Below are 26,073 nucleotides of genomic sequence, written 5' to 3'. Positions count from 1 at the left end.
CAACTCCTTGTTTGACTATCACTCTGCTCATCGCTAATCAGGTAAAAAAAAGAGCTGCAACCGCAACTCTTTATTCGTTTCATGTGTCAGGAAAAATTAATCAATTTTACCGTGGCACTGCTTATATTTTTTACCCGAGCCGCATGGGCAAGGTTCATTTCGGCCAACTTTTCTACCGTCACGTACGACAGGTTGTTGAGAGCCATCTTGTTCTTCATCACCGTCTGCTAGCTGATTCTCCGCCGACTGGTGTTGGAACTGTTGTCTGCGAGCGGCTTCTTCTGCTTGAAGACGACGCTGCTCTTCCATTCGCTCTACTTCTTCTTGCTGTTGCACTCGCACTTTACTTAAAATCATTACCACATCAGATTTAAGTGCATCGAGTAAGTTTTCGAACAGTTCAAAAGATTCGCGTTTGTACTCTTGTTTCGGGTTCTTTTGAGCATAGCCACGCAAGTGAATCCCTTGTCGTAGATGATCCATCGCCGCCAAATGCTCTTTCCATAAGTTATCAAGAGTCTGCAACATCACGGATTTTTCAAAGTTACGTAGAACTTGTTCACCTACGGTCTCTTCTTTCGACTTATAAACTTCAACAGCAGTATCGATAATCCGTTCACGTAACGTCTCTTCATACAGCTTATCATCTGCATCTAGCCACGCTTGAATATCAACATCGAGATCAAAATCGTTTTTCAATCGTTCTTGCAGGCCTGCAATATCCCACATATCTTCTAGCGACTGTGGTGGAATATATTCGTTCATAATATCTGTGAACACGTCTTGGCGATTCTGCTCAATCATTTCACTGATATCATCAACGTTCATCAGCTCATCACGCAGCTCATAAACCACTTTACGCTGGTCATTAGCCACATCATCATAATCTAGTAGCTGTTTACGTATATCGAAGTTACGACCTTCTACTTTACGTTGTGCTTTCTCTATAGAACGAGAAAGCATACGACTTTCGATCGCTTCCCCTTCATCCATACCACTTTGAATCAATCCAGCCATACGGTCGGAAGTAAAGATACGCAGTAATGAATCTTCCATCGACAAGTAGAAGCGTGAAGAACCTGCATCCCCTTGACGACCAGAACGTCCACGTAACTGGTTATCGATACGACGTGATTCATGACGCTCTGTACCAATGATATGCAAACCACCAGACTCAAGGACTTGGTCATGGACAACTTGCCAGTTCTGTTTAATCTTTTCGATCTGCTCTTCTGTTGGGTTATCCAGTTTTGCAACTTCTGCTTGCCAACTACCACCCAAAACAATATCCGTACCACGTCCAGCCATATTGGTTGCGATAGTGACGGCAGACGGCGCCCCAGCGAAAGCGACAATATCGGCTTCTTTTTCGTGGAACTTAGCATTAAGAACATTGTGTTTAATCTTAGATTGCTTTAATGCATTTGACAGTAATTCTGACTTCTCAATCGAAACGGTACCAACAAGAATCGGTTGGCCTTTTTCTACACGCTCTTTGATGTCTTCAATAATGGCATTAAACTTCTCAAGCTCGGTACGATAAACCACATCCGGCATATCATCGCGGATCATCGGTTTATTGGTTGGAATGACCACTGTCTCCAAACCATAGATAGATTGGAACTCAAAAGCTTCAGTATCCGCCGTTCCCGTCATACCTGACAGTTTTTCGTATAGACGGAAGAAGTTCTGGAAGGTAATAGATGCTAACGTTTGGTTTTCATTCTGAATTTTAACACCTTCTTTTGCTTCAACAGCTTGGTGTAACCCTTCAGACCAACGACGACCCGGCATGGTACGGCCGGTATGCTCATCAACAATGATTATCTCGTCGTTTTGAACAATATAGTCAACGTCTCTTTCAAACAGTACGTGTGCGCGCAATGCAGCATTAACGTGATGAAGTAAGCTAATATTGGTTGGTGAGTAAAGCGTATCGCCCTCTTCCATCAATCCAGACTTAACTAACAGCTCTTCAACAAACTCTTGGCCATTTTCAGTAAGATGAACCTGCTTAGATTTTTCATCAAGCGTATAGTGACCATCACCGCGATACTCTTCTGTATCTTCTTCGGCTTGTCTTTCTAAAGAAGGAATTAAAGTGTTGATTCGTGTATACAGCTCAGAGCTGTCTTCTGCAGGACCAGAAATGATCAGAGGCGTTCGGGCTTCATCAATCAAGATGGAATCCACTTCATCCACAACGGCAAAGTAGCGTTCACGCTGAACTCTGTCTTCGTTTCTGAATGCCATATTGTCACGCAAATAATCAAAACCAAATTCGTTATTTGTACCGTATAAAATATCGCATAGATAAGCTTGTTTCTTCTCCGGTGGCGCCATATTTGGAATATTAACGCCAACAGTCATACCCAAGAATTCGAATAGAGCACGGTTAGTTTCAGCATCACGAGCCGCCAAGTAGTCATTGACGGTTACAATATGAACACCTTTGCCAGGAAGGGCATTAAGGTAGGCAGACAACGTTGCCGTTAAAGTTTTACCTTCACCGGTTCTCATCTCAGCGATCTGACCTGAGTTAAGCACCATACCACCAATAAGCTGCACATCGAAATGGCGCATACCAAATACACGCTTTGATGCTTCACGTACGGTTGCAAATGCTTCAGGAAGAAGCTGGTCTAAAGACGCACCTTGTTCAAGGCGTTCACGAAACTCAACTGTTTTCGCTTTAAGCTCTTCGTCCGATAAGGCTTCAAACTCAGGCTCGTAGTTATTAATCTGTTTTACAATCTTTCCTAATCGACGCAAAGTTCGATCATTGCGACTGCCAACAACTTTTGTCAGTAGCTTAGTTATCATTTCTCGTGGATCTCATGTTGTTAGGCGCTCTGCCTAGCTGATACTTGAATTCATGTCTCTAACCACCAATACGATGAGACGGAACCATCTGCATACTACATTGTGGCGAATCTTTTATTTTTCAAGTCGATTAATAAAGGATCTCAGTATATTAAGCGATTATTTTCCTTAGCTCCATTAAGATCAAAGTTTGTTTGAACTGATCGCTATTTTTTTTGTAAATTGCCTAATAAGAAAGCAATTTATTCGCCATCAACTCAGCCATTTCATTTTGGTTCCCCTATTTGACTTTAACTCACACAAGCAAATCTGAACGCTCCCATAGTAAAACAGCTAGGCAATATCACTCAGAGTGGCAATTTCAGATAGAGCGTACGATATAAATAAGAGTAAGTGACAACACCAATAGGTGGATTTTTAGGCATAAAAAAACCAGACTGATTAGTCTGGTTTTCTGTAACTGATTTGATTGGCTAAATTATGCTAACACCATATTAGGTTCTGCATAAGCCACAGGAGAGCCAACTTCTTCTTCAAATGTTGCCCATTCCCAAGCTTCTTGATCTGCCAATACCGCTCTTAATAACTGATTATTTAAAGCATGACCCGATTTATACGCACGAAGCTCACCAACAATACTGTGACCACACATGTAAAGGTCACCAATAGCGTCGAGTACTTTATGGCTGACAAATTCGTTTTCAAATCGCAGACCTTCTTCATTTAGGATGCGATACTCATCTAATACTATCGCGCAGTCAAAACTGCCACCCAAACATAGGTTTTGTGATTGTAAATACTCGATATCTCGCATGAAACCAAAAGTTCTTGCACGAGAAATATCTTTTACAAATGCACTAGAAGAGAAATCGAACAGCATATGTTGTTCGTCAATTTCTATCGCTGGATGATTAAATTCGATAGCGAAATCCATGCGGAATCCGTTATAAGGAACCAACTCGGCCCACTTATCACCATCTTCAAAACGAACTGGCTTCTTAATCCGAATAAAACGCTTAGGGGCATTTAAGGTTTCAATACCAGCCGATTGCAATAGAAAAACGAATGGGCTTGCGCTTCCATCCATAATCGGAATTTCAGGCGCATCCACTTCAACAATAACATTATCTACACCCATACCGGCTAAAGCAGCATTTAGATGTTCAACCGTTGAGATTCGGACGCCTTCATCATTAACCAAGGCAGTACATAACATGGTGTCGCGTACTGATGCAGGATCAGCAGGAAAATCAACAGCAGGGCTTAAATCGGTTCTTCTATAAATGATACCGGTGTTGGCCGCCGCAGGACGCAAAGTAAGCGTAACTTTACGGCCAGAGTGTAAACCTACACCTGTCGTTTTCACGATCTCTTTTAGAGTACGCTGTCTTATCATTTACTTTGCCTCATGTTACTTATCAAAAATCACGGTCAATGTTAAAACCGACCGCGAATCCTACCACAAATTTAACAACTGTCAAATTTATCAGCTATTTCTAGTCCGCTTGGCGACGAAGAAATGCTGGAATATCTAAATAACCGCTCTCTTTGTCCGCCTTAGGTGCCGCACTTTGGCTAGTTGTTGCCGCTGCATGACCAGAATTTGACGGTGTTGCAGGTTGTGGCTTTGCCTCTTCATTTTTATGCAAAGGCTGTGCCGTTTTTGACTCAACTTTTGCAGCAGCAGGTTGTGCTGGTGTTGATGCTACCGGAGCCGGCTTCGGCTTTGCAGCAGAACCCGCAACCAATGTGATTTCCGGTTTCTTCTCGCTACCTATACCTGTCGCAACAACCGTTACTCGGAATTCATCAGACATATCAGGGTCTAGTGATGTACCAATAACTACCGTTGCGTTGTCAGATGCGAATGCTTTAACTGTATTACCTACTGTTTCAAACTCATCTAGGCGCATATCTAAACCAGCAGTAATGTTCACTAGAACACCACGAGCACCAGCTAAATCAATGTCTTCTAACAGTGGCGATGAAATGGCAGCTTCTGCCGCTTCTTCAGCTCGCTCTTCACCTTTAGCAACACCACTACCCATCATTGCATGACCCATCTCAGACATTACCGTTCTAACATCAGCAAAGTCGACGTTAATCATGCCTGGGCGAGTAATCAGCTCAGCAATACCTTGTACCGCATTTTTTAATACGTCATTCGCGTATCCAAATGCTTCTAACAAAGTCACGCTACGGCCATACACTTTTAGTAGCTTCTCATTTGGAATGGTAATTAAAGAGTCCACATGTTTAGATAACTCTTCAATTCCTTGGTCAGCAAACGCTAAGCGCTTCTTACCTTCGAATCCAAATGGTTTTGTTACTACAGCGACTGTTAGAATATTTAATTCTTTAGCAACTTCTGCAATAACAGGAGCAGCACCAGTACCTGTTCCACCACCCATTCCTGCGGCGATGAATACCATATCGGCACCAGTAATACTTTCTTTAATTTTTTCTCGATCTTCGAGAGCTGAGTCACGTCCTACTTGAGGGTTTGCACCTGCACCAAGTCCTTTCGTGATATCACCGCCTATTTGAATGACACTATTTACGCTGGTTTTTCTCAGTGCTTGTGCGTCTGTATTTACGCTAATAAACTCAACACCTTCGATGGATTCGCGAACCATGTGTTCTACAGCGTTACCGCCACCACCACCAACTCCAACAACCTTAATTACAGCATCGTCAGACATTTCCATCATTGGCTCAAACATGTGTTTTCTCCGTTTTTCCTGCTCTCAGGTTAAAACTCTTTTTGTATCCAATTACGCATTCTACTAAAAACTGAGCCAATAGAGGAACGTTTTGGTTCACTATATTCGCCATCGTCATTAATTTGGCTATCTTTTGCGTAATGAAGTAATCCAACTGCCGTAGAATGATACGGCTCTTTAACATAATCAGTAAGTCCACTCACTTCTAACGGCTTACCAACCCTGACTCGATTTGCGCCAAATACGCGCTCTGCGCATTCAACTAAACCTTCAATTTGAGCAGCACCGCCAGTTAAGACGACACCCGCTGCAAGATGATGTTTAATACCATCATCCCTTAACTTTGCTTGAACAGAGTTAACTGATTGATTAATAAAACCCATTAGTTCTGCATAACGAGCTTCTATAACACCGGATAACTCTTGTCTCTTTAATATTCTTGATGGACGACCGCCTACACTTGGGACATTAACCGTATCATCTTTACTGACTAGTTCACTAAGAGCACAGCCATATTTCACTTTTATCTCTTCTGCATCTCCTACTGGAGTACCAAAAGCAAAAGCGATGTCACTTGTTACTGCGTTGCCAGCATAAGAGAATACTTCTGTGTGTCTTAACGCTCCACCTGTCCAGATAGAGACGTCCATCGTACCCGCACCGATATCAACGACGCAAACACCAAGTTCTCGTTCATCTTCAGTAATGACAGCATTACTTGAAGCTAAACCAGAGAAAACCAGTTGCTCTACTTTTAAACCGCAACGTTCAACTGCTTTAATAATATTCTTAGCCATATCATTATGGCAAGAAATAAGATGAACGCTTACTTCCATACGCACACCTGATAAACCAAGCGGGTTTTTAATCCCTTCTTGATAATCAATGGTAAATTCCTGTGGAATAACATGCAGAATTCGCTGTTCTTCGCCAATTTTTATTGACTTAGCAGTATGAATAGCACGGTCCATATCATCTTGCGACACCTCTTCATCAGAGATAGCACCCATGCCTTTTTCTATTCGGCTAGCAATATGTTGACCAGAAAGAGAGATGAAAACGTTACTTATTTTACATTCCGCCATTAACTCTGCTTGATCAACTGCACGTTGCACAGACTTAACTACAGACTCAAGATCGTTAACTCCCCCTTTATCCATCCCACGGGACGGACTACTACCGGCACCAATAATGTTTATCTGGCCATCGGGTAGAAGTTCTCCAACTAAAGCAGACACGCTGGCAGTACCAATATCAAGACCAACAATAATGTTGTCGTCTGCGGTTTTAGTCATTTATGCTCTCTTGTTCTATTTCTTGTTCTGGAAACCAACCCACTGCGGCCCCAGTGTCATACCGTAAATCGATATAACTAATCTTTTCTGTCTTACTTCCCAATCGATAATATAAAGAAATAAAACGCTCAATTCTTTCCGTTAATGACTCTTTACCTAACTCTAAGCGGATGCCATTGTCGAGTATAATTTGCCAAGCACGGCGATCATTTAATACTAATGAATCAATGGATAAACCCAATGGCGCAAATAGAGGATTTGATGCTCTCCATGTTGCCAGTACATCCTTACTGCTTTTTTCAGGACCGTATAGTTTAACCTTTTCTTCTGTTAATTGTGCAACATCTCCGTTGAATATATCACCGGTGTCATTTAACAGTGTAGTTCCATTCCAAATTGCAGAGGCTTTATGCTCAACTAAATAGACTTTAATAATATCAGGCCACTGTTTTCTAATGGACGCTTGAAATACCCAAGGTAGTTGGATGAGCGCTTGTTGCAACTCATCCACATCTTGGGACATAAAGGTACCAATATGTTCCACTTTACCTAATGCACGTTGTACATCTTGGTCGGATGTATAGGCTAACTCCCCTTGTATAACAACCTTAGAGAGAGGCAAACGCTGTTCATCTAACATCCAGCTTACTGTTGAATATAACAAATAACTGATAGAAACAAATACGAAACAGAAAAACAAACTTCCAATCACGTGTTTTTTTGTCATTTTTGACGTGACATTAAAAGTTGGAAAATTAACCGTAGTATTCATAAACCCAATGTTATTCGCCCCAGTAATTAATAGCACAATTATTTTAATTTAAGAATTATACTTAGCCGAGGCAAAGTATCTAGTCCCATAAGCCGATAATTCGATCTGAAAAGTCGAAAAACTGCGTTTTCCTACTTTTTACACAGAATATTAACCGTTTTGCATATTTGTTACGTTCAATTTAAGCTGTTCTAGCTGACGAGCGACTTTTCCTATATCACCCGCACCTTGAGTTAATATCAAATCATTATCTTGCATAATATTAGCTAAAACCGACGGTAATGATTTTGCATCGGGAACAAATACAGGATCTATTTTGCCTCTCGCTCTTATCGTTCGACAAAGAGAACGTCCATCTGCGCCTTGAATAGGTTTTTCTCCCGCAGAATAGACATCAAGCATAATCAGCAGATCAACTTTTTCGAGTACATTAGCAAAATCATCATATAAGTCACGAGTTCGGCTATAACGATGGGGTTGGAATATCATCACCAATCGCTTGTCTTCCCAGCCAGCTCTTGCCGCTTGGATAGTGACATCAACCTCGCTTGGGTGATGACCATAATCATCCACCAACATAACATTGCCATGGCCAGTATCAAACTCACCTAAATGTTCAAATCGTCGGCCTGTTCCTTCTGTACCAGCCATTGCATTTAAAATAGCCTCATCACTGATATCATCTTCTGTCGCCACCGCAATCGCAGCTGATGCGTTAAGCGCATTATGACGGCCAGGAATGTTCAGAGTAATATCCAATGCAGCTTTGCCTTGGCGAATAACCGTAAATTTCCCTTGCTGCCCTTGCTGTCGATAATTCTCAATTCGAACATCGGCATCATCTGAAAATCCATAAGTAATAACTTGGCGACTTACTTTGGGTATCAACTCTCTCACAACTGGGTCATCAATACACATTATTGCCTGCCCGTAGAATGGTAAATTGTGCAGAAAATCAATAAACGTCTGCTTTAGTATCTCAAAATCACCACCATAGGTATCCATATGATCTGCTTCAATATTTGTAACAATACTGACCATTGGCTGCAGATGTAAAAAAGAGGCATCACTTTCATCGGCTTCGGCGATCAAAATTCGGCTTGAACCCAGTCGGGCATTTGTGCCTGCACTCTTAACTAAACCACCATTAACAAAAGTCGGATCTAATCCCGCTTCTGAGTATATCTGCGTGACTAATGCAGTAGTCGTGGTTTTACCATGGGTGCCAGCAACCGCGATGCCGTGTCGAAAACGCATCAGCTCTGCTAACATTTCCGCCCGACGAACCACGGGTATACGCTTCTCTTTAGCAGCAACTAACTCAGGGTTATCTGTTTTTATTGCAGTAGATACCACGACCACACTGGCCTTCTCTATATTCCCGGCATCATGACCAAAATAGATCTCTGCACCTTTACTGCTTAACCTTTCAGTAACGGCATTCTCAGAAAGATCTGATCCAGAGATCTGATAACCTTCATTAAGCAATACTTCTGCAATACCACTCATGCCAGCACCACCAATGCCAACAAAGTGAATGCACTTTACTCTGCGCATTTCCGGTACTACCGCTCTGATTTGCGATATATTTTGAGTAGGATCTATAGTCATTCAGTTATTCTCATTTCTCAGTCAAGGCAACAATGGCCTTTGCTACAATTTTGTCTGCATCCAATTTGGCTGCTGATTTAGACTTGTTCGCCATTTCTAGCATATCTTGCCGTGATAGGTGCGAAATCATTTCTGCTAGCTTATCAGCAGTTAGGTCCGGCTGTTCTATCATTTTTGCAGCACCCACTTCAACAAGGTGATCTGCATTCAATGCTTGCTGGCGATCTTTATGCATGAACGGGATAAAAATAGCGCCTAGTCCTGCAGCAGACACTTCGGAAACCGTTAGTGCACCAGAACGACATACTATGATATCCGCCCAATGATAAGCTTGAGCAACATCATCAATAAACTCCGTCACAATGGCACTGTTTATACCATGTTGCCTGTAACTGCTCTGCACATCATCTGCGTTACCTTTGCCTGCTTGATGCTTTATTACATAGCCATCCTGCAGCTTTTCCATTACCTCAGGCAGAGTGTTATTGAGTATTTGGGCTCCCTGACTGCCTCCCATAAGCAAGATACGTATATCACCATCTCGCTCAGCAAAACGTTGCTGCGGCTCAGGTAAACACGCTACGTCTTGTCGAACAGGGTTGCCAACAACCTCTGCTGATGGAAAAGCACCAGGAAACGCCTGAAACACTTTTTTGGCAATCTTGGCAAGCCAGTTATTGGTTAATCCAGCAACCGCATTCTGCTCATGAAGTACAACCGGGATACCGAGCAACCATGCCGCGATGCCACCGGGTCCACTAACGTAGCCACCCATACCTAATACCACATCAGGTTGCCACTGCTTAATATGCTTTTTGGCTTGATTTATCGCATTCAAAATCTGAAAAGGAGCTTTAAGTAATTTAGCAATACCTTGGCCACGTAAGCCTTTTACTTTAATAAAATCGATCTCAATACCATGCTGAGGAACCAAATCGGCTTCCATTCGATCAGCCGTTCCTAACCAACGGATCTCCCAGCCCTGCTGCTGTAACTGCTTTGCTACCGCTAATCCGGGGAATACATGCCCACCAGTGCCACCAGCCATAACTAATAAACGTTTATTTTTCTTCATCTTCGTTCTTTTCAATATCTTCTTGTTGAAAATCGGAGCTATCTTCTGTCATTAAGCCCACTTGCTTCAGTCGACACTCATGATCAATTCGCAGCAATATAGAGACAGCGATCGTCATAATAATCAAGCTCGATCCACCATAACTGATTAATGGCAAAGTTAAGCCTTTTGTTGGAACAATTCCCGCCGCTGCACCGACATTGACTAGTGACTGAAACGCAAACCAAACACCAATACCAAAAGCCAAGTAACCACCAAACTGCTCACCAGATTCTAGTGCTTTCTTGCCAATATATATCGCTTTTAAAACTAAAGAAAAAATCAGTATTAAAATGAGCGACACACCAACAAAACCAAGCTCTTCTGCTATTACAGCGAAGACAAAATCGGTATGAGCTTCAGGCAGATATTCCAGTTTTTGAATAGAGTTACCTAGCCCTTGGCCAAACCACTCTCCTCGGCCAAAAGCCATCAGCGATTGAGTGAGCTGATAACCGCTGCCGAAAGGATCTTCCCAAGGGTCTAAAAATGACGTCACTCTTCGCATTCGATATGGTTCGATTAAGATCAGTACAATAACCCCAGCAATACCCACCATCATAAGAGCAATAAACTGCCATAGCTTCGCTCCGGCGATAAATAGCATTGCGAACAAGGTGACCAGCATAACGACCACAGTTCCCAAGTCTGGTTGACCCAATAACAAGCCTGCAAATAGAGCAAAAATGAAGATAGGCTTCATAAAGCCGCCAAAGAACGTTTCTCTTACTTCATCGGCTTTCCTGACCAGATAACCCGCCATAAAAATAAAGAGAGATAATTTGGCCACCTCTGCGGGTTGTAAATTGAACAATCCAAGTGGAATCCAGCGAGAGGCACCATTTACAGATTTCCCGGCAAACAGCACAAACACCAGCATTAAGAATGAGAGAGTAAGAAGAACAGTACTAAATTGTAGCCATTTCTTTAATGGTACTTGTAAAACCATCGCTGACGTTATCAACGCTAAGGTGATAAAAATGGCATGCCTGAACATAAAATGGAATGGCTGGCCGGTTAAACGAGTACTAATAGGAAAAGAGGCAGATGTGACCATAACTAGCCCTGTGAACATGAGTCCAAGAGCAATCCAAACCAATTGACGGTCAAATAAAACATAAGGAGCAGATGTGCTGCTCCAATCAAAAAAAGTCTCTTTTACCCGACCAATTCTGCTCATCTTTAACTCACCTTAAGCAAATTTCTTCGCAAGTGCGGTAAATGCATCACCTCTTGCCATAAAATTGCTAAATTGATCAAAACTGGCACACGCCGGAGAGAGCATAACAAGATCACCCGCAGAAACACTCTCTGCTAACGATTTAATGATCTCTTCAATGTCTTTCCAACGAGTAGCAGATGGATGAAGTGTCATAAACTCCTCACCATCTTCACCATAGCAATATAGCTTCACATTTAGTCGTTCTAATGCTGGTCTAAGTTCTGAGAAATCAGCACCTTTTCCTTTTCCGCCAACCAACAAATGTAATGTCCCCGATAACTGTAACCCAGACAAGGCCGCCAAGGTACTCGCAACATTTGTCGCTTTGGAATCATTGACCCATTTAACTCCGCTTTTATCTTCAACAACCTGACATCGGTGAGTAAGACCGTTATATGAGGTCAAAGTACCCAACAGCGGCAAGCAATTAACATCCAGACAGTGAAGCAGTGCAAGTACAGTGAGCACATTGGTAAAATTATGTTTCCCTACTAATTTTAACTGCGACGTTGGTAAAATTAGCTGCTCAGAAAAAGAGAGGTACTCCACCCCATCAATAAGGGTAAAACCAAACTCAGATGCATCATTACCAAAAGTGACGAGATTACCCTTTGGTGCGACATCACCATGGGTCATATCATGACAACAATCAGAATCCGGATAAGTGGCCATATCTTCGCGATTAACCACCAGTGATTCTGCATGACGAAATATTCTTAACTTAGCTTGACGGTATGATTCCATATCATCATAGCGATCCATATGGTCTTCAGATAAGTTCAGAAATGCCGCGACTTTAACAGACAGTGACGACGTCGTTTCCAGTTGAAAACTGGATAATTCTAACACATAGATATCAGCAGGATCATTTAACAGCTCAAGTGCCGGAACACCAATATTGCCACCTACACCCACTTTCATGCCAGCGGCTTTCAGCATCTCACCGGTTAAATCGGTAACGGTACTTTTTCCATTGGAGCCAGTAATCGCAACAACAGGTGCATCGGTAGCCCAAGCAAACAGCTCTATATCCCCAACAACAGGGATACCTTTAGCAATCACAGCTTGAATTTCCGTCGTACTCAATGCAATACCGGGATTGGTCACCACCAAATCGGCAGACAATAACCAGTTGTTATTCCAACTCCCTGAATGAAGCGGTATATCTTGATTGAGTTCATCTACGCCGGGGGGGTGCAGACGCGTATCTATCACTTTAATTGATAAATTAAGATCCAATTTCTGTAAGTGCTTAACGACAGAGAGCCCGGTAACACCGAGCCCTACGACAACCACTTGTTGAATATTATTCCAGTGACTCATTAATTATCGAACCTTCAAGGTCGCCAATCCAATCAAAACTAACACAATAGAGATAATCCAGAAGCGCACAATTACTCGCGGTTCTGGCCAGCCTTTAAGTTCGTAATGGTGATGAATCGGTGCCATTCTAAACACTCGCTGACCACGTAATTTATAAGAGCCAACCTGAAGAATAACCGACAAGGTCTCTATAACAAAAACCCCACCCATAATAACCAAGATAAACTCTTGTCTTACTAAAACAGCAATAATACCTAGAGCACCACCCAGTGCTAACGAGCCAACATCGCCCATAAATACTTGAGCAGGATAGGTGTTAAACCATAAGAAGCCGAGACCCGCCCCCACCATTGCGGTACAAACAATAACCAGCTCACTGGTTAAGGGAATATATGGAATGTGTAAGTACTGGGCAAAGTTAACATTGCCTGTTGCCCAAGCAATAGCAGCAAAGCCGGCAGACACAAGAACCGTCGGCATGATGGCTAATCCATCTAATCCATCCGTTAGGTTTACCGCATTGCTGGTTCCAACAATAACAAAATAACTGAGTACTATGTAAAACAGACCTAGTTGCGGCATGATCTCTTTAAAAAATGGCACCACTAATTGAGTAGCAGCGGTATCTTTACCATGAATATAGAGCGCAAATGCGACAACTAAAGCGATGGCAGATTGCCAAAAATATTTCCAGCGAGCGATTAAACCTGCGGTATCTTTTCTCACCACTTTACGATAATCGTCAACAAATCCAACGGCGCCATAGCCAACAAGAACCGCCAGAACTGCCCATACATAGACATTGCGTAAATCTGCCCACAAAAACACAGTAATAATAATAGAGGCTAATATCATTAAGCCCCCCATTGTAGGAGTACCGCGTTTGCTGAAATGGGATTCGGGACCATCATTACGCACAACTTGACCAATTTGCATCAGTTGCAGACGTTGAATCAATTTCGGGCCGATCCAAAGAGAGAATCCAAGAGCAGTAATGACACTTACTATTGCTCTGAATGAGAGATATTCAAATAACCTAAAAAATGAGAAATAAGGCTGTAATAACTCTGCTAACCAGATAATCATTTATGCTTCTCCTTTAAAGCTTCAGCCACAAGACTCATTCGGGCGCTATTTGCCCCTTTAACCAATACAGTATGATTTTGAACTGAGGACTGTTGTAACTGTTGTTCGATATAGCGAATCAACTCAGCATGGGTTTCAAAGTGAAGCCCACCACATACTTCACTTATGATTTTGCTATCATCACCATAAGTCAGTACATATTCAAATTTAAACGGGGCAGCATAATCCCCGAGTTGTTGATGAAGTGCAAGAGTTTCACTGCCCAATTCGGCCATATATCCTAAAATTAACCAACGCGTTCCAGAATATGTTGATAAAAGGTCTATTGCCGCCTTCATAGCAGGCATACTTGCATTATAACTGTCATCAATCAAGCGTAGGCTATCGGTTAGCTGCTTAACCTCAACTCTCCCCTTCACATTTTCTACTTTTGCTAGCCCTTTACCAATGTCATCCAAACTGCAATCACATTGAATAGCCAAAGCGGCAGCGGCCAAAGCGTTAGCAACATTATGCCTGCCAACTACCGCTAAAGAGATATTCTGAACACCAATTGGGGTATGCATATTGAAAGTTGCATTACCTTGCTGATCAAGGCTTATATCACTGGCATAAATATCTGCTTGGTCATTTTCAATGGAGAAAGAGATCAATTTTTTGTCCGCTAATACCTCATTCCACGCCTCTTCACCGTGGCTATCAAGGTTCACTATTGCACTATCACCAGCCTGTAAACCTTGATAAATTTCCCCTTTCGCGACTTTAACCCCATCTAACGAGCCAAACCCTTCCAAATGCGCTGCAGCAACGTTGTTCACTAACGCAACACTTGGTTTCACTAAGTGGGTGGTATAAGCAATTTCACCGATATGATTAGCACCCAACTCTATCACTGCATAATCATCATCGACTTCAGAACGCAGTAACGTTAATGGCACACCAATATCATTGTTAAAATTGCCAGCGGTAAATAGAACTTTTCCTTTATTTGCTAAAATCGAAGAGACCATCTCTTTAACTGTGGTTTTGCCACAACTGCCAGTTATAGCGAGGGTTTTACTGTTGCTTTGCTGATGAACCCATGCCGCCATTAAACCCAATGCAATTCGTGTGTCGTTCACTATTAATTGTGGAAGAGCAACATCTAATGGTCGCTCAACCAACAGTGCCGTTGCCCCATTCTTCTCAGCATCATGACAGAAGTCATGAGCATCAAATCGCTCACCAACCAGAGCTATAAAAAGTGCGCCAGCCCCTATCGTTCGAGTGTCTGTAGACACACTCTCTATCTGACAGTCTGAACCTTGCAGTTCACCTTCAACGATGTCCGCAAGTTGACTTAGTGATGTCGTGATCATAACTCGATACCTAGCAACGTCGCCGCCGATTCTCGATCCGAATAATGAATGGTTTCATCATTCAGTACTTGATAGTCTTCATGCCCTTTGCCTGCCACTAAAATAATATCCGTGCTATCGGCAGCGCTAAATGCTTCACTCATGGCTGAGAACCTATCATGTATCTTATCCACCAACTGAGGTGCACTCATACCATCGAGCATATCAGCAAAAATGACATCTGCGTCTTCACTGCGAGGGTTATCATCGGTCAGTATCACTTTATCCGCTAGCTTCTCTGCAATGGCTGACATCATAGGTCTTTTACCCATATCTCTGTCACCACCACAACCAAAAATAGCCCACAACTTTCCTTTGCAATGCACTCTTAATGCCAGCAAAACTTTTTCTAATGCGTCCGGAGTATGAGCATAATCGACTACGACTTTTGCTTTGCCTTGAACCTGAAACAGTTCCATTCTACCAATAACAGGCTTTAGCTTACTGGCGGTCGAAACAAGGGCTTGCTTATCAAAGTTGAGCGACAGTAACGTTGCCAGCGCTAACATAATATTTGACGCATTAAATGCACCAATTAGCGGCACTTGAAGTTCGCCTTTCCCCCAGTAACCATCAAAAGAGATGTTAATACCGCTCTCTGAATAGTCTACCGAGTCAGCCCAAAGCGCACGTTTATGATTTAACGGTTTTTCAATCGATACTGCTACGGCGTCTGGCAATAGCTGCAACCATTTTTCACCCACTTTGTCATCGGCATTAATCATCGCCTGTTGGCATTTATGCTGAGTAAAAAGGGTTAACTTTGCTTCTTCATAAGCTTCCATTGAGCCGTGGTAATCAAGATGGTCTCGGCTTAAATTGGTAAATATACCCGCTTGAAAAGAGAGATCACTCACCCTCCCTTGCACTAAGCCATGCGAAGAGACCTCTAAAGCGGCATAGTTTGCCCCTTTATCATCAAGTTGAGCCAATGTTTTCCGTATATCAATAGCATTGCCAGTGGTGTTAGCTGTGACTTGCAAATCATCAAGAAAGCCATTACCTGTAGTTCCCATTACAGCCGCTTTCTTTCCTAATAAGTCGATCCACTGAGCAATAAGTTGGGTAATGGTTGTTTTACCGTTGGTCCCCGTTACACCAACAAGTTTTGGGCTAGAAGCATAAAGTCGTCCAGCTAATTCCGACAAGTTAATATTAAGATCATTGAGATACACAATCGGACAGCCATTTTTATACTCAATCGTGCCATGATTGTGCTGAGTACAAGCTTGAGCGATAACCGCATTCGCGCCATTTTTGGTCGCTTTATCTATGTATTGTCTTCCATCTAATGCATGACCAATAATGGCAACAAACGTATCACCTTGTTGCAATTGTCGGCTATCCAATTCAAGAGCCTGAACGTTTATTTCATTTAATGCAGAGTCATTGAACTCTATCCATGGGGAGAGTAATGACGCTAAACTCTGAGGAATCACCATTAAGTTCTATCCTTTATTTTATTTTGCATCTGGAGCAATATTTAATATTTGTAAAGTCGACTTCATAATATCGGCAAACACTGGGCCGGCAACTGAACCACCATAATATTGATCACCTTGCGGCTCATTAACAATAACGACCATGGCCACTTTGGGTTTACTCACTGGAGCAACCCCCGCAACAACCGCTACGTATTCATCACTATAGCCACCAGCGGTTGCTTTTCGAGACGTACCCGTTTTTGCCGCAATACGATAACCCGGTACTGCTGCTCGTGTTGCTGTACCGCCTTTTTGTGTTACTTTCTCAAGCATTTCTAACACATTTCTTGCGTGTTTTTTATCGACAACCTGTTTCGCATTTTCACTGTGGTTGCCCTCGATAATATGTAACGGTCGATACATTCCATAACTTCCCAGCGTTGCGTAAGCGTGGGCCAGTTGAATGGGAGTGACTGAAATACCATAACCAAACGATAGTGTCGCAATTTCAAATTTTGACCAGCGACGTCTATTGGGGAAGATCCCTTCTGTCTCACCCACTAGGTTGACACCAGTCGTCGCACCAAAACCAACCGAATTATACATACCCAGCAGTGCTTCTAACGGCATACCCAATGCTAAATTGGCCACCCCAATGTTACTGGATTTCTTTAGAATCGTTCCCAGATCGGCCTTACCCACTTTGGAGGTATCCCTAACTCGACTCCCCCCAATTTGCATCACACCATTACCGGTATCAATAATGGTTTTGTCATCGGCAGTACCGTTCTCTAATGCCGCCAACACCACAAAGGGCTTCATTGTTGAGCCCGGCTCTAACGAATCGGTAATGGTCCGGTTTCGCATCTTAAAACTTTGTAGCTGTTGTCGGTTATTGGGGTTGTATGAAGGAGCATTGACCATCGCCAATACTTCTCCGCTATCGACATCCAAAATGACGACAGACCCTGATGTCGCCCGGTAATCAGCAACAGCCTGTTTGATAGCGCGATAGGCGATGGCTTGTAATCTTTGGTCAACGGTTAGCTGCAGCGGCTTGCCTTCTTTGCTATCACTTAACGCGATGTTCTCTACCACTCGTCCATAGCGATCTTTACGTATGGTTTTCTTTCCTGCTTCACCCGTTAACCATGAATCATAACTGCGCTCAACACCTTCTAATCCATGATCATCAATGCCTGTCACACCAACAAGGTGAGCACTTACTTCCCCAGAAGGGTAGTAACGTCTTGATTCATTATTGAGCCCAATCCCGGTTAGCTTTAACTCTTTTACATAGTTAGCCATGGCTGAGCCGACTTGACGTTGCAGATAAATAAACCGGCGCTTGCTGTTTTTCTCTATTTTCTTCAGCAAAACATCTCGCTTTATGCCAAGAACATCAGCAAGTGCGTGCCAGCGATCCAGTTCAGAAAAACCGCCCGCTTTAAAAATCGCGACAGGATCAGCCCATATCGCTTGTACTGGTACACTTACCGCTAACTGCTCACCATTTCGATCAGAGATAATCCCTCGAGCAGTAGGAATCGATTTCACTCGGACAGATCGCATATCACCTTCGCGAATCAGATTATCCGGTTCAATAACTTGAATGTAGGCAACTCGGCCTATTAAGGTCGCAACGACTAAGAAAACAAAAGAAACAAGCACATAAAAGCGCCAAGGAATAAGCAAGGAGTCTGGCTTTTTCTCCACGCGTTTATTGGCATTTTTATTATTTTTAACCGCTTTCGCAGCTCTTAACGGTTTCTTAGTTGTCATTGGGCAGAAATCACAACCTCTTTATCAGCGTCAGGCCGCTTCATCTCTAACTCATCCACCGCCATTTTGTGCACTCGACTATGCTCAGCTAATGCGTTCTCTTCTAAAATGAGGTTACGCCACTCACTGTCCAGTATTTCGCGCTCAACCAAAGCACGATCTTTTTCGGTAATGGCTAGACGAGTCTCATGAGTGCTGAATACGATGCCCATTGCGGTAGCAAAAATACAAAACAGCAACAACAAAGGTAGCAAACCGGCCTTAAATAGGTCAGTTACTATTAACTTGGTCAGATTCGGCGACTTGGCTGTCATAGTTTCTCAGCAATACGCAGCATAGAGCTTCTGGAACGAGTATTCACTTCTACTTCATTCACTGAGGGTTTGATTGCTTTACCTACTGTTTTCAGTGCAGCACTTCCAAGCGCTCTGATTTGCTCTTCTGTCAGTGGGATACCATGAGGAACTTGAGGACCACGGCTCTCTTTGCGCATAAAGCGTTTAACCATTCGATCTTCTAAGGAGTGAAAACTGATCACAGAGAGACGCCCTTCTGGCGCTAATATGCTCAACGCTCCTTTTAGCGCCACATCAATCTCTTCCAGCTCACTGTTAATATAAATACGAAAGGCTTGGAAAGCCCGAGTAGCAGGGTGTTTTTTCTCTTTAAAACTTTTAGGTGCCGCGTCTGAGATCAGTTTAGCCAACTGCCCTGTACGGGTAAGTGGCTCTTTCTCTTCATCATCTCGGTGAGCGATAATCGCCTTGGCAATTCTGCGGGCATGTTTGTCTTCACCAAACTCTCGAATAACCCAAGTAATATCATCTAAATCCGCTTCCAATAGCCATTGAGAGACAGGCATTCCCGATGTGGGATCCATTCTCATATCCAAAGGACCATCTTTCATAAAGCTAAAACCGCGTTCAGCATCATCAAGCTGTGGAGAGGAAACACCAAGATCTAATAAAACACCATCAACTTTTCCATCAATACCATGCTGTTTTGCGTAATCCGCCATTCCTGAAAATGGTCCATGAATAATGGTAAATCGCTCATCATCAATTTTATTGGCTTCAGCAATCGCAGTAGGATCTCTGTCGATACTATATAACCGACCATTTTCGCCTAACTTGGACAAAATAGTGCGGCTATGCCCTCCTCGCCCAAATGTTCCATCAATATAAATACCGTCGGACTTTATGGCTAATCCATCAATAGATTCATTGAGTAAAACAGAGATATGCTGGAAAGATTCGGTCATGATAGAGGCTCGTATTCCTTGGGGAATTAAATATGGTTAATAGTGTACCGAAATGCAATAAACTCGCTAGTATCAATCTGAGGAATCTGACGAATTCCAAACAAAAATCACTTATTCAGCACATGATTTTCTGTAAAAAGTAAAAAACCCACCGCTCTCGCAGTGGGTCTTAAGTTGGGGAGTCGACTTATAAGCCGGGTTCTGTGCCGCTTTCGCGGTGATAGCCATTCCTCTAGGCCAGCAATCGCTCACTGGCTCCAGCAACCTACCCGCTTCCAAACGCGAGCAGCGCCATATGGAAGCCTATTTGGTCTTGCTCCGGGTGGAGTTTACCTTGCTACGAACTGTTGCCAGCCGCACGGTGCGCTCTTACCGCACCCTTTCACCCTTACCTGTGCTGTCTCTTCTCTAACGAAAAAAGAAGCCATCGGCGGTTTTCTCTCTGCTGCACTTGTCGTGGGCTTGCACCCCCCAGGCGTTACCTGGCACCCTGCTCTATGGAGCCCGGACTTTCCTCCCCTCCGTCAGTCTCCACAGGATTAACCGTAGGACATCAACGAAGCAGCGACTATCCAGTCAACTCCGGCGCGGATTGTAACTAAGCAATATTAAGATGTCTAGCTTTATACTCAATTACTCTAGGTGCTCCAATCCCCACTTATACAGCGCATTTTTCTTCATGCTATGCAGTTCAGCAACAATGGCTGCGGCTTTTTTCAGCGGTAGCTCTTTCACCAACATAGTCAGTAAACGGATAGCATCTGCTGGGAATTCTTCACTTTCGCTTTCTCGATAACCGTGAATAAGAATCACCATCTCTCCACGCTTGCGGTTATCATCCTCTTCAATCCAAGCAATTAGCTCTCCCAACGGCAGACCTTTTATCGTCTCAAAGGTTTTTGTCAGCTCTCGGGCAAGTACAACTTCTCTCTCTGGACCTAACACTTCAAGCATATCTTTTAGTGAATCCATAATCCGATGAGGAGACTCATAAAAAATACAGGTACGTTCTGCTTGTTCAATCTCTCTGATTCTATCTTGTCTTCCTTTACTTTTGGCAGGAAGAAAACCTTCAAAACTAAATCGATCAGACGGTAATCCAGAAGCACTTAACGCAGTAACAAAAGCACACGCTCCCGGTAATGGGACAACATTGACACCCGCTTGACGACATTTATTGACTAAATGGTATCCTGGATCACTAATTAATGGCGTACCAGCATCGGAAACTAGTGCAATAGACTGGCCTTGCTGCAATTTTTCAACCAATACTTGCGCTTTCTGCTGTTCATTGTGATCATGCAACGCATAGGTTTTAGTTTGAATATTAAAATGGGATAATAACTTACCAGTATGGCGAGTATCTTCGGCGGCAATAAGGTCAACGAGAGATAATATTTCTATTGCTCGCTGAGTAATATCCCCTAAATTGCCTATTGGAGTTGGTACAATATAGAGAGTTGGGATCTCTGACGGGAATCTTTTATTATCTGTCATTTGTTTACCATCACTTCAGCGATTAATATAGTACTTAATTTTACACACAATTGAATAAGAACTCATGGCTAGAATGAACCACAAGCGAACCAGTGTACCACGCCTTCTCACTCCAATTGCACTAGCAATTACTCTTGCGGCCTGTTCATCTATGCCTCAAGCGCCACAAAGCTTGGATATTACCTCTGAGCCGACCTTAAGTTCACACAGCTATTTAATCAAAGCCGACACCATTGAAGGCAATGAACAGAATAACTGGTTGATCATGGCACTCAAAGCCGCCGTTGATGAAGGAAAGCTAAATCAAGCTTCACTACTCATTCAGCGAATAGGTCAATTACCTTTATCTGAAATGCAACAAGCGGAGTGGCAACTGGCTCGCGCTGAATATCTAAACTTAAGAGAACAACCCGACGAAGCGCTAAAAGAGCTAAACTTCCCTCGTTGGTGGCGAATTCCAGATGAGCAATGGAAAGATTATCATCAATTGAAAGCGGATCTTTATCTAAGCTTACTTGACCACCTTAACGCGACGCGTGAGCTTATACAGTTATCCCAGTACGTAGCAGAAGATCAGCGTCAGCAACTGACGAATGACATCTGGCAAACCATCAGCCTCTACTCCACTCTCGATATAACCGAGTTTGCTATTGAAGATGATGAGAAAGATCTAGAAGCGTGGCTTCAATTAGCCGTGTATATGAAAACCCTTAATGGCCATATTGGTAAGCTAAAGAGTGCCATCGAAGGTTGGATGATTGAGTATCCATACCATGCAGCCGCTATTTATCCTCCAATCGAAATTCAGAATATTCTGGCACTAGAAATTGTTGAGGCCAAAAATACTGCCCTATTGCTACCACTAACCGGAAAGTATCAAAAACAAGCGGAACTGATCAGAGACGGTTTCATGCTGGCGATGATGGACGACTACAACCGTAAAGATGATGAAAGCCTTACTATTATCAACAGCAGTGCTTTGGATGAAGAGGCACTAGCGGAAAAAATTCAAAACAACAGTATCGATTTCATTGTTGGCCCATTAGTGAAAGACAATATAGAAGTGGTTCAAAACATTCAGTTAGCACAACAGAAGCAAGTCCCTATGCTAGCACTTAACCTGCCTGACGATATCAATCCAGAAGTCAACAGTTGTTACCTTGCCCTGTCTCCTGAACAAGAAGTACAGCAGGCCGCAAAACATCTCTTCTCTCAAGGGTTCCAGTATCCACTCATTCTTGCACCTAAAGGCGCTTTAGGTGAACGTGTAGCAATAGCATTCCAAAATGAGTGGAAGAAGTTTAGTCGCAATAAAGCATCAGTCAGTTACTTTGGTAATAAATCTCAACTTCAGCAAAATATTAATACCGTCTTTGGCATCAACGCCAGCAAAGCCAGAAATGCTCAGATGGATAAGCTATTAAATATGGAGTTAGAGAACCAAGCGAGAAGCCGACGAGATATAGATGCTGTATACATTGTAGCGAAAAGCTCAGAACTCACTTTGATAAAACCGTTTATCGAGGTCATCATCAACCCGGAAACAACACCACCGACATTATTTGCTAATTCACGCAGCAATAGCGGAAGCAAAAGGCAGTTTGAAGATCTTTCTGGCGTAATTTTCAGTGACATACCTCTACTGACGGAACAAAACAGCAGATTAGATAATCAAATGAAAACCTTGTGGCCAGATTACGGTAATAATGAAAAACGCCTGCAAGCTCTAGGAATGGATGCTTATAAACTGGTCAAAGAGCTACCTCAAATGAAAGTTGATCCTAACTATCATGTACAAGGAAAAACCGGCGTTCTTTCTCTAAGCCCGCAATGTGTGGTGCAGAGAGAAATTAGCTGGATAGAGCATGAAGCTCTTTAGCAAAAAAGAGATAGGTAACCAATACGAACAAGTTGCTAAGAGATACTTGTTGGATCATGGGTTAACGTTTATAGAAAATAACTTCTGCTGCAAATTAGGTGAGATAGACCTAATTATGCAGCATAAGCAAAGCATTGTTTTTGTGGAAGTGAAGTATAGAAAGCACCTCAGCTACGGACACGCCGCTGAGTTTGTCACCAAGAACAAAGCGAGCAAGCTAATAAAAGCGGCTCATATTTGGTTAAAGAAAAACAAATTATCACCCATTTCTACCGAATTTCGATTTGATGTCGTCGCAATTCATCAACATGGAAACGACATCAATTGGATAAAAAACGCGATCACCGAAGGATAAACATGCAAGACATCATTAAAGCCAGTTTTACTGAAAGTATTCAGATCCAAATTGCAGCCGCCGAGGCGTTGCCGGACGCCATTACTCACGCTGCACAAGCGATGGTTGCCACTCTTCTAAATGGCAACAAAATTCTTTGCTGTGGGAATGGTGGATCTGCGGCAAACTCTCAGCAATTTGTCTCCTGTTTACTTAATCATTTTGAAACTGAAAGACCCAGTCTGCCCGCGATGGCATTAACCGCGGACAATACCACCCTTACTGCGGTAGCAAACGATTATGACTATCAACAAATCTTTTCTAAGCAAGTAAGGGCGCTTGGCCAAGAAGGAGACATACTTCTCGCCATATCTACCAGTGGTAATAGCCAAAACATTGTCAAAGCGATGGAAGCGGCTGTAAGCAGAGATATGACCATTATTGCGTTAACAGGAAAAGATGGTGGCGAAATGGCAGGGCTACTTGGTGAACATGATGTAGAAATCCGTATCCCTTCTCTAAGAACAGCACGTATTCACGAAGTCCATATGGTCACCTTGCACTGCTTGTGTGACCTTATTGATCAAGTTCTATTTCCCTCGCACGAGGAGTAATGATGAAAAACAAATTTAAAATTATATTGGTCTCTTTTTTCTCACTTTACCTAACAGGTTGTGCTGGTGTTCTTGTGGTAGGCGCTGGTGCAGCAACCGCCGCCTACTTCGTTACAGATCCACGGAGCAGCTCTGAGCTTTTGCATGATCAAGATATTTCCTTACAAATAAACGCACTTGGTAATAAAGCACCGTTTAAGACTAATGTGCGTGTCACCGCAAGTACCTTTAAAGGAAATACTCTACTTATGGGACAAGCCATAAGCCAAGATTACAAAGATTCATTAGAGAGCGAAGTGCGGAAAATATCGGGAGTTAAAGTTGTCTATAACCAGCTAAAGGTAAAACCGTTACTCTCTATCACCGATGTTAGCAACGACACTTGGATTACCACCAAGGTTAAATCCGCGTTGATCGCAGACTCTGAACTTCGAGATCTTAAGATATCGGTATTCACTGAAGATAGTGAAGTCTTCTTAGTTGGGTCTGTGTCTCCTTATCACGCAGAGAAAGCGGTTGAAGTCGCAAGAAATATCTCTGGAGTTAAAAAGGTAGTTAAAGCCTTTTATTACGGGGAAGCAGACAAGAAAGAGAAAGAGAGCCCAGACAGCTCTCAACCAGCACCAACAGAATCTGTTACCAAATCAGAGGCAACCGAAGAGGTTATTCCTTATATCGAGCCAGAAGAAGTTGACGGGCTATAAGCCTGATATCCAAGCATAAAAAAAAGCAGCCATTGGCTGCTTTTTTTTATTTGACTACTTTAAGGCTAGGTCGGCCTTTCGGTTTTGGTGGTGCTTCATCTGATACTTCTTCAGTTGTATCATCAGCCACCGTTAACCCAAATGTCGTGACAGGCGTAATCGCGTCGTCATCCACCAATTCCTCGTAATCCACCATATAAGCATCTTCAGGTTCAAACATTGTACCGGCACCATTTTCACGGGCATAGATCGCTTGAATAGCATATAAAGGAACAATTACAGAATGAGGCTGACCGCCAAAACGAGCACTAAAAGTAACCGTCTCATTCCCCATTTCAAAATTGCCCACCGCTCGAGGGGCAACATTAAGAATAATTTGTCCATCTTGAACAAACTGATCCGGAACTCGCACTCCAGGCAAATCCGCATCAACCACCAAATGAGGGGTTAAATCATTATCAACCAACCACTCATAATGGGCTCTTAATAAATAGGGACGACGTGGTGTCATATCATTCATTTCCATGATTTAACGAACCAAACGCATCTCACGTTCTGCTTCTGTTAAAGATGCAAGGAATGAATCACGTTCGAACACACGGTTCATGTAAATTTTCAGCTCTTTTGAACCCGGTCCAACCAACTCAATACCAAATGTCGGTAAACGCCATAATAGCGGAGCTAGGTAACAATCAATAAGGCTAAACTCTTCACTCATAAAGTATTCGTATTCTGCAAATACAGGAGCTAAAGTTAGAAGATCATTGCGTAACTTCTGACGAGCAGATTCAGCTTCTTCAACAGAGCCTTCTACGATTTTTTTCGCAAGGGTATACCAGTTACGTTCAATGCGGTAAATCATTAAACGGCTGTTACCACGAGCAACAGGGTAAACAGGCATTAGCGGCGGATGCGGGAAACGCTCATCCAAGTACTCCATAATGATTTTAGAGTCGTATAACGCAAGCTCACGATCAATTAGAGTAGGCACTGACTTATAAGGATTAAGCTCAATCAACTCATTAGGCAAATTGGCATCATCAACCAATTCCACTTCAACACTTACGCCTTTTTCCGCTAAAACAATACGCACCTGGTGACTGTATAAGTCAGAGGCACTTGAAAAAAGAGTCATTACAGAACGTTTATTGGCAGCTACAGCCATTGAGCCCTCCAGTACACTTACAAACAAAAAAACAATGGAGGCTAGTT

General features: G+C 42.8%; 22 protein-coding genes and 1 other RNA gene. 4 read left to right on the top strand and 19 right to left on the bottom strand.

Annotation, left to right across the window (positions count from 1 at the left end):
* Positions 1–96: 96 nt before the first annotated feature.
* The 17 genes from secA to rsmI form a co-directional block, all read right to left on the bottom strand.
* Positions 97–2,823, bottom strand: coding sequence for a preprotein translocase subunit SecA (secA, locus tag F0227_RS07975; RefSeq protein WP_171752670.1), 2,727 nt, complete (start codon positions 2,821–2,823; stop codon positions 97–99).
* A 478-nt stretch (positions 2,824–3,301) separates the two neighbouring features.
* Positions 3,302–4,219: a UDP-3-O-acyl-N-acetylglucosamine deacetylase gene (lpxC, locus tag F0227_RS07970; protein WP_171752669.1), complete on the bottom strand. Its 918-nt coding sequence runs from the start codon at positions 4,217–4,219 to the stop codon at positions 3,302–3,304.
* 100 nt (positions 4,220–4,319) lie between these two features.
* On the bottom strand, positions 4,320–5,546 hold the full coding sequence (gene ftsZ / locus F0227_RS07965; protein ID WP_171752668.1) for a cell division protein FtsZ: 1,227 nt from the start codon (positions 5,544–5,546) through the stop codon (positions 4,320–4,322).
* Positions 5,547–5,575: 29 nt separating this feature from the next.
* A complete protein-coding gene (gene ftsA, locus F0227_RS07960) occupies positions 5,576–6,841 on the bottom strand; it encodes a cell division protein FtsA (protein WP_171752667.1) in 1,266 nt (421 codons plus the stop codon).
* Positions 6,834–7,568 carry a cell division protein FtsQ/DivIB gene (locus F0227_RS07955; RefSeq protein WP_253822066.1) on the bottom strand — a complete coding sequence of 245 codons (735 nt, stop codon included), beginning with the start codon at positions 7,566–7,568 and terminating at the stop codon, positions 6,834–6,836. The genes ftsA and F0227_RS07955 overlap by 8 nt, the downstream gene beginning before the upstream one ends.
* A gap of 195 nt (positions 7,569–7,763) precedes the next feature.
* The gene (gene murC, locus F0227_RS07950) at positions 7,764–9,224 is read right to left on the bottom strand and encodes a UDP-N-acetylmuramate--L-alanine ligase (protein WP_171752665.1); all 1,461 of its coding nucleotides are present in this window, start codon (positions 9,222–9,224) and stop codon (positions 7,764–7,766) included.
* 10 nt (positions 9,225–9,234) lie between these two features.
* On the bottom strand, positions 9,235–10,299 hold the full coding sequence (gene murG / locus F0227_RS07945; protein WP_171752664.1) for an undecaprenyldiphospho-muramoylpentapeptide beta-N-acetylglucosaminyltransferase: 1,065 nt from the start codon (positions 10,297–10,299) through the stop codon (positions 9,235–9,237).
* A complete protein-coding gene (gene ftsW / locus F0227_RS07940) occupies positions 10,286–11,518 on the bottom strand; it encodes a cell division protein FtsW (RefSeq protein WP_171752663.1) in 1,233 nt (410 codons plus the stop codon). The genes murG and ftsW overlap by 14 nt, the downstream gene beginning before the upstream one ends.
* Before the next feature lie 12 nt (positions 11,519–11,530).
* Positions 11,531–12,883: a UDP-N-acetylmuramoyl-L-alanine--D-glutamate ligase gene (murD, locus tag F0227_RS07935; RefSeq protein ID WP_171752662.1), complete on the bottom strand. Its 1,353-nt coding sequence runs from the start codon at positions 12,881–12,883 to the stop codon at positions 11,531–11,533.
* Positions 12,884–12,886: 3 nt separating this feature from the next.
* On the bottom strand, positions 12,887–13,969 hold the full coding sequence (gene mraY / locus F0227_RS07930; protein ID WP_171752661.1) for a phospho-N-acetylmuramoyl-pentapeptide-transferase: 1,083 nt from the start codon (positions 13,967–13,969) through the stop codon (positions 12,887–12,889).
* Entirely contained in the window at positions 13,966–15,327 is a 1,362-nt protein-coding gene (murF, locus tag F0227_RS07925) for a UDP-N-acetylmuramoyl-tripeptide--D-alanyl-D-alanine ligase (protein ID WP_171752660.1), read from the bottom strand. Before murF ends, mraY begins: the two co-directional genes overlap by 4 nt.
* Positions 15,324–16,808 (bottom strand): UDP-N-acetylmuramoyl-L-alanyl-D-glutamate--2,6-diaminopimelate ligase, encoded by a 1,485-nt coding sequence (murE, locus tag F0227_RS07920; protein WP_171752659.1) that lies wholly within the window; start codon positions 16,806–16,808, stop codon positions 15,324–15,326. Before murE ends, murF begins: the two co-directional genes overlap by 4 nt.
* 18 nt (positions 16,809–16,826) lie before the next feature.
* Positions 16,827–18,572: a penicillin-binding transpeptidase domain-containing protein gene (locus F0227_RS07915; RefSeq protein WP_171752658.1), complete on the bottom strand. Its 1,746-nt coding sequence runs from the start codon at positions 18,570–18,572 to the stop codon at positions 16,827–16,829.
* A complete protein-coding gene (gene ftsL, locus F0227_RS07910) occupies positions 18,569–18,886 on the bottom strand; it encodes a cell division protein FtsL (protein WP_171752657.1) in 318 nt (105 codons plus the stop codon). Before ftsL ends, F0227_RS07915 begins: the two co-directional genes overlap by 4 nt.
* Positions 18,883–19,833 (bottom strand): 16S rRNA (cytosine(1402)-N(4))-methyltransferase RsmH, encoded by a 951-nt coding sequence (gene rsmH / locus F0227_RS07905; RefSeq protein ID WP_171752656.1) that lies wholly within the window; start codon positions 19,831–19,833, stop codon positions 18,883–18,885. Before rsmH ends, ftsL begins: the two co-directional genes overlap by 4 nt.
* Positions 19,834–20,007: 174 nt before the next feature.
* An RNA gene (gene rnpB / locus F0227_RS07900) (RNase P RNA component class A) lies at positions 20,008–20,417 on the bottom strand.
* Positions 20,418–20,466: 49 nt separating this feature from the next.
* Complete coding sequence (gene rsmI, locus F0227_RS07895) at positions 20,467–21,330, bottom strand: 16S rRNA (cytidine(1402)-2'-O)-methyltransferase (protein WP_171752655.1); 864 nt, start codon at positions 21,328–21,330, stop codon at positions 20,467–20,469.
* Positions 21,331–21,394: 64 nt separating this feature from the next.
* On the opposite strand from rsmI, the gene F0227_RS07890 reads away from it, so the two are divergent.
* Genes F0227_RS07890 through F0227_RS07875 form a run of 4 tightly spaced genes read left to right on the top strand, consistent with a single transcriptional unit; the run spans position 21,395 to position 24,861 of the window.
* Complete coding sequence (locus F0227_RS07890) at positions 21,395–23,209, top strand: penicillin-binding protein activator (protein WP_171752654.1); 1,815 nt, start codon at positions 21,395–21,397, stop codon at positions 23,207–23,209.
* Positions 23,196–23,564, top strand: a complete 369-nt coding sequence (locus F0227_RS07885; RefSeq protein WP_171752653.1) for a YraN family protein — start codon at positions 23,196–23,198, stop codon at positions 23,562–23,564. The genes F0227_RS07890 and F0227_RS07885 overlap by 14 nt, the downstream gene beginning before the upstream one ends.
* 2 nt (positions 23,565–23,566) lie before the next feature.
* Positions 23,567–24,157: a phosphoheptose isomerase gene (locus F0227_RS07880; protein WP_171752652.1), complete on the top strand. Its 591-nt coding sequence runs from the start codon at positions 23,567–23,569 to the stop codon at positions 24,155–24,157.
* 2 nt (positions 24,158–24,159) lie between these two features.
* On the top strand, positions 24,160–24,861 hold the full coding sequence (locus F0227_RS07875; protein WP_171752651.1) for a BON domain-containing protein: 702 nt from the start codon (positions 24,160–24,162) through the stop codon (positions 24,859–24,861).
* Between the two features lie 46 nt (positions 24,862–24,907).
* On the opposite strand, the gene sspB is transcribed toward F0227_RS07875, so the two are convergent.
* The gene (sspB, locus tag F0227_RS07870; protein ID WP_171752650.1) at positions 24,908–25,387 is read right to left on the bottom strand and encodes a ClpXP protease specificity-enhancing factor; all 480 of its coding nucleotides are present in this window, start codon (positions 25,385–25,387) and stop codon (positions 24,908–24,910) included.
* Positions 25,388–25,390: 3 nt separating this feature from the next.
* Positions 25,391–26,026, bottom strand: a complete 636-nt coding sequence (gene sspA, locus F0227_RS07865; RefSeq protein ID WP_171752649.1) for a stringent starvation protein SspA — start codon at positions 26,024–26,026, stop codon at positions 25,391–25,393.
* Between the last annotated feature and the right edge of the window lie 47 nt (positions 26,027–26,073).

The sequence above is a fragment of the Vibrio sp. 99-8-1 genome (assembly GCF_013114595.1).
GTDB lineage: Bacteria > Pseudomonadota > Gammaproteobacteria > Enterobacterales > Vibrionaceae > Vibrio.
This window is presented reverse-complemented; position numbering and strand designations above follow the sequence as displayed.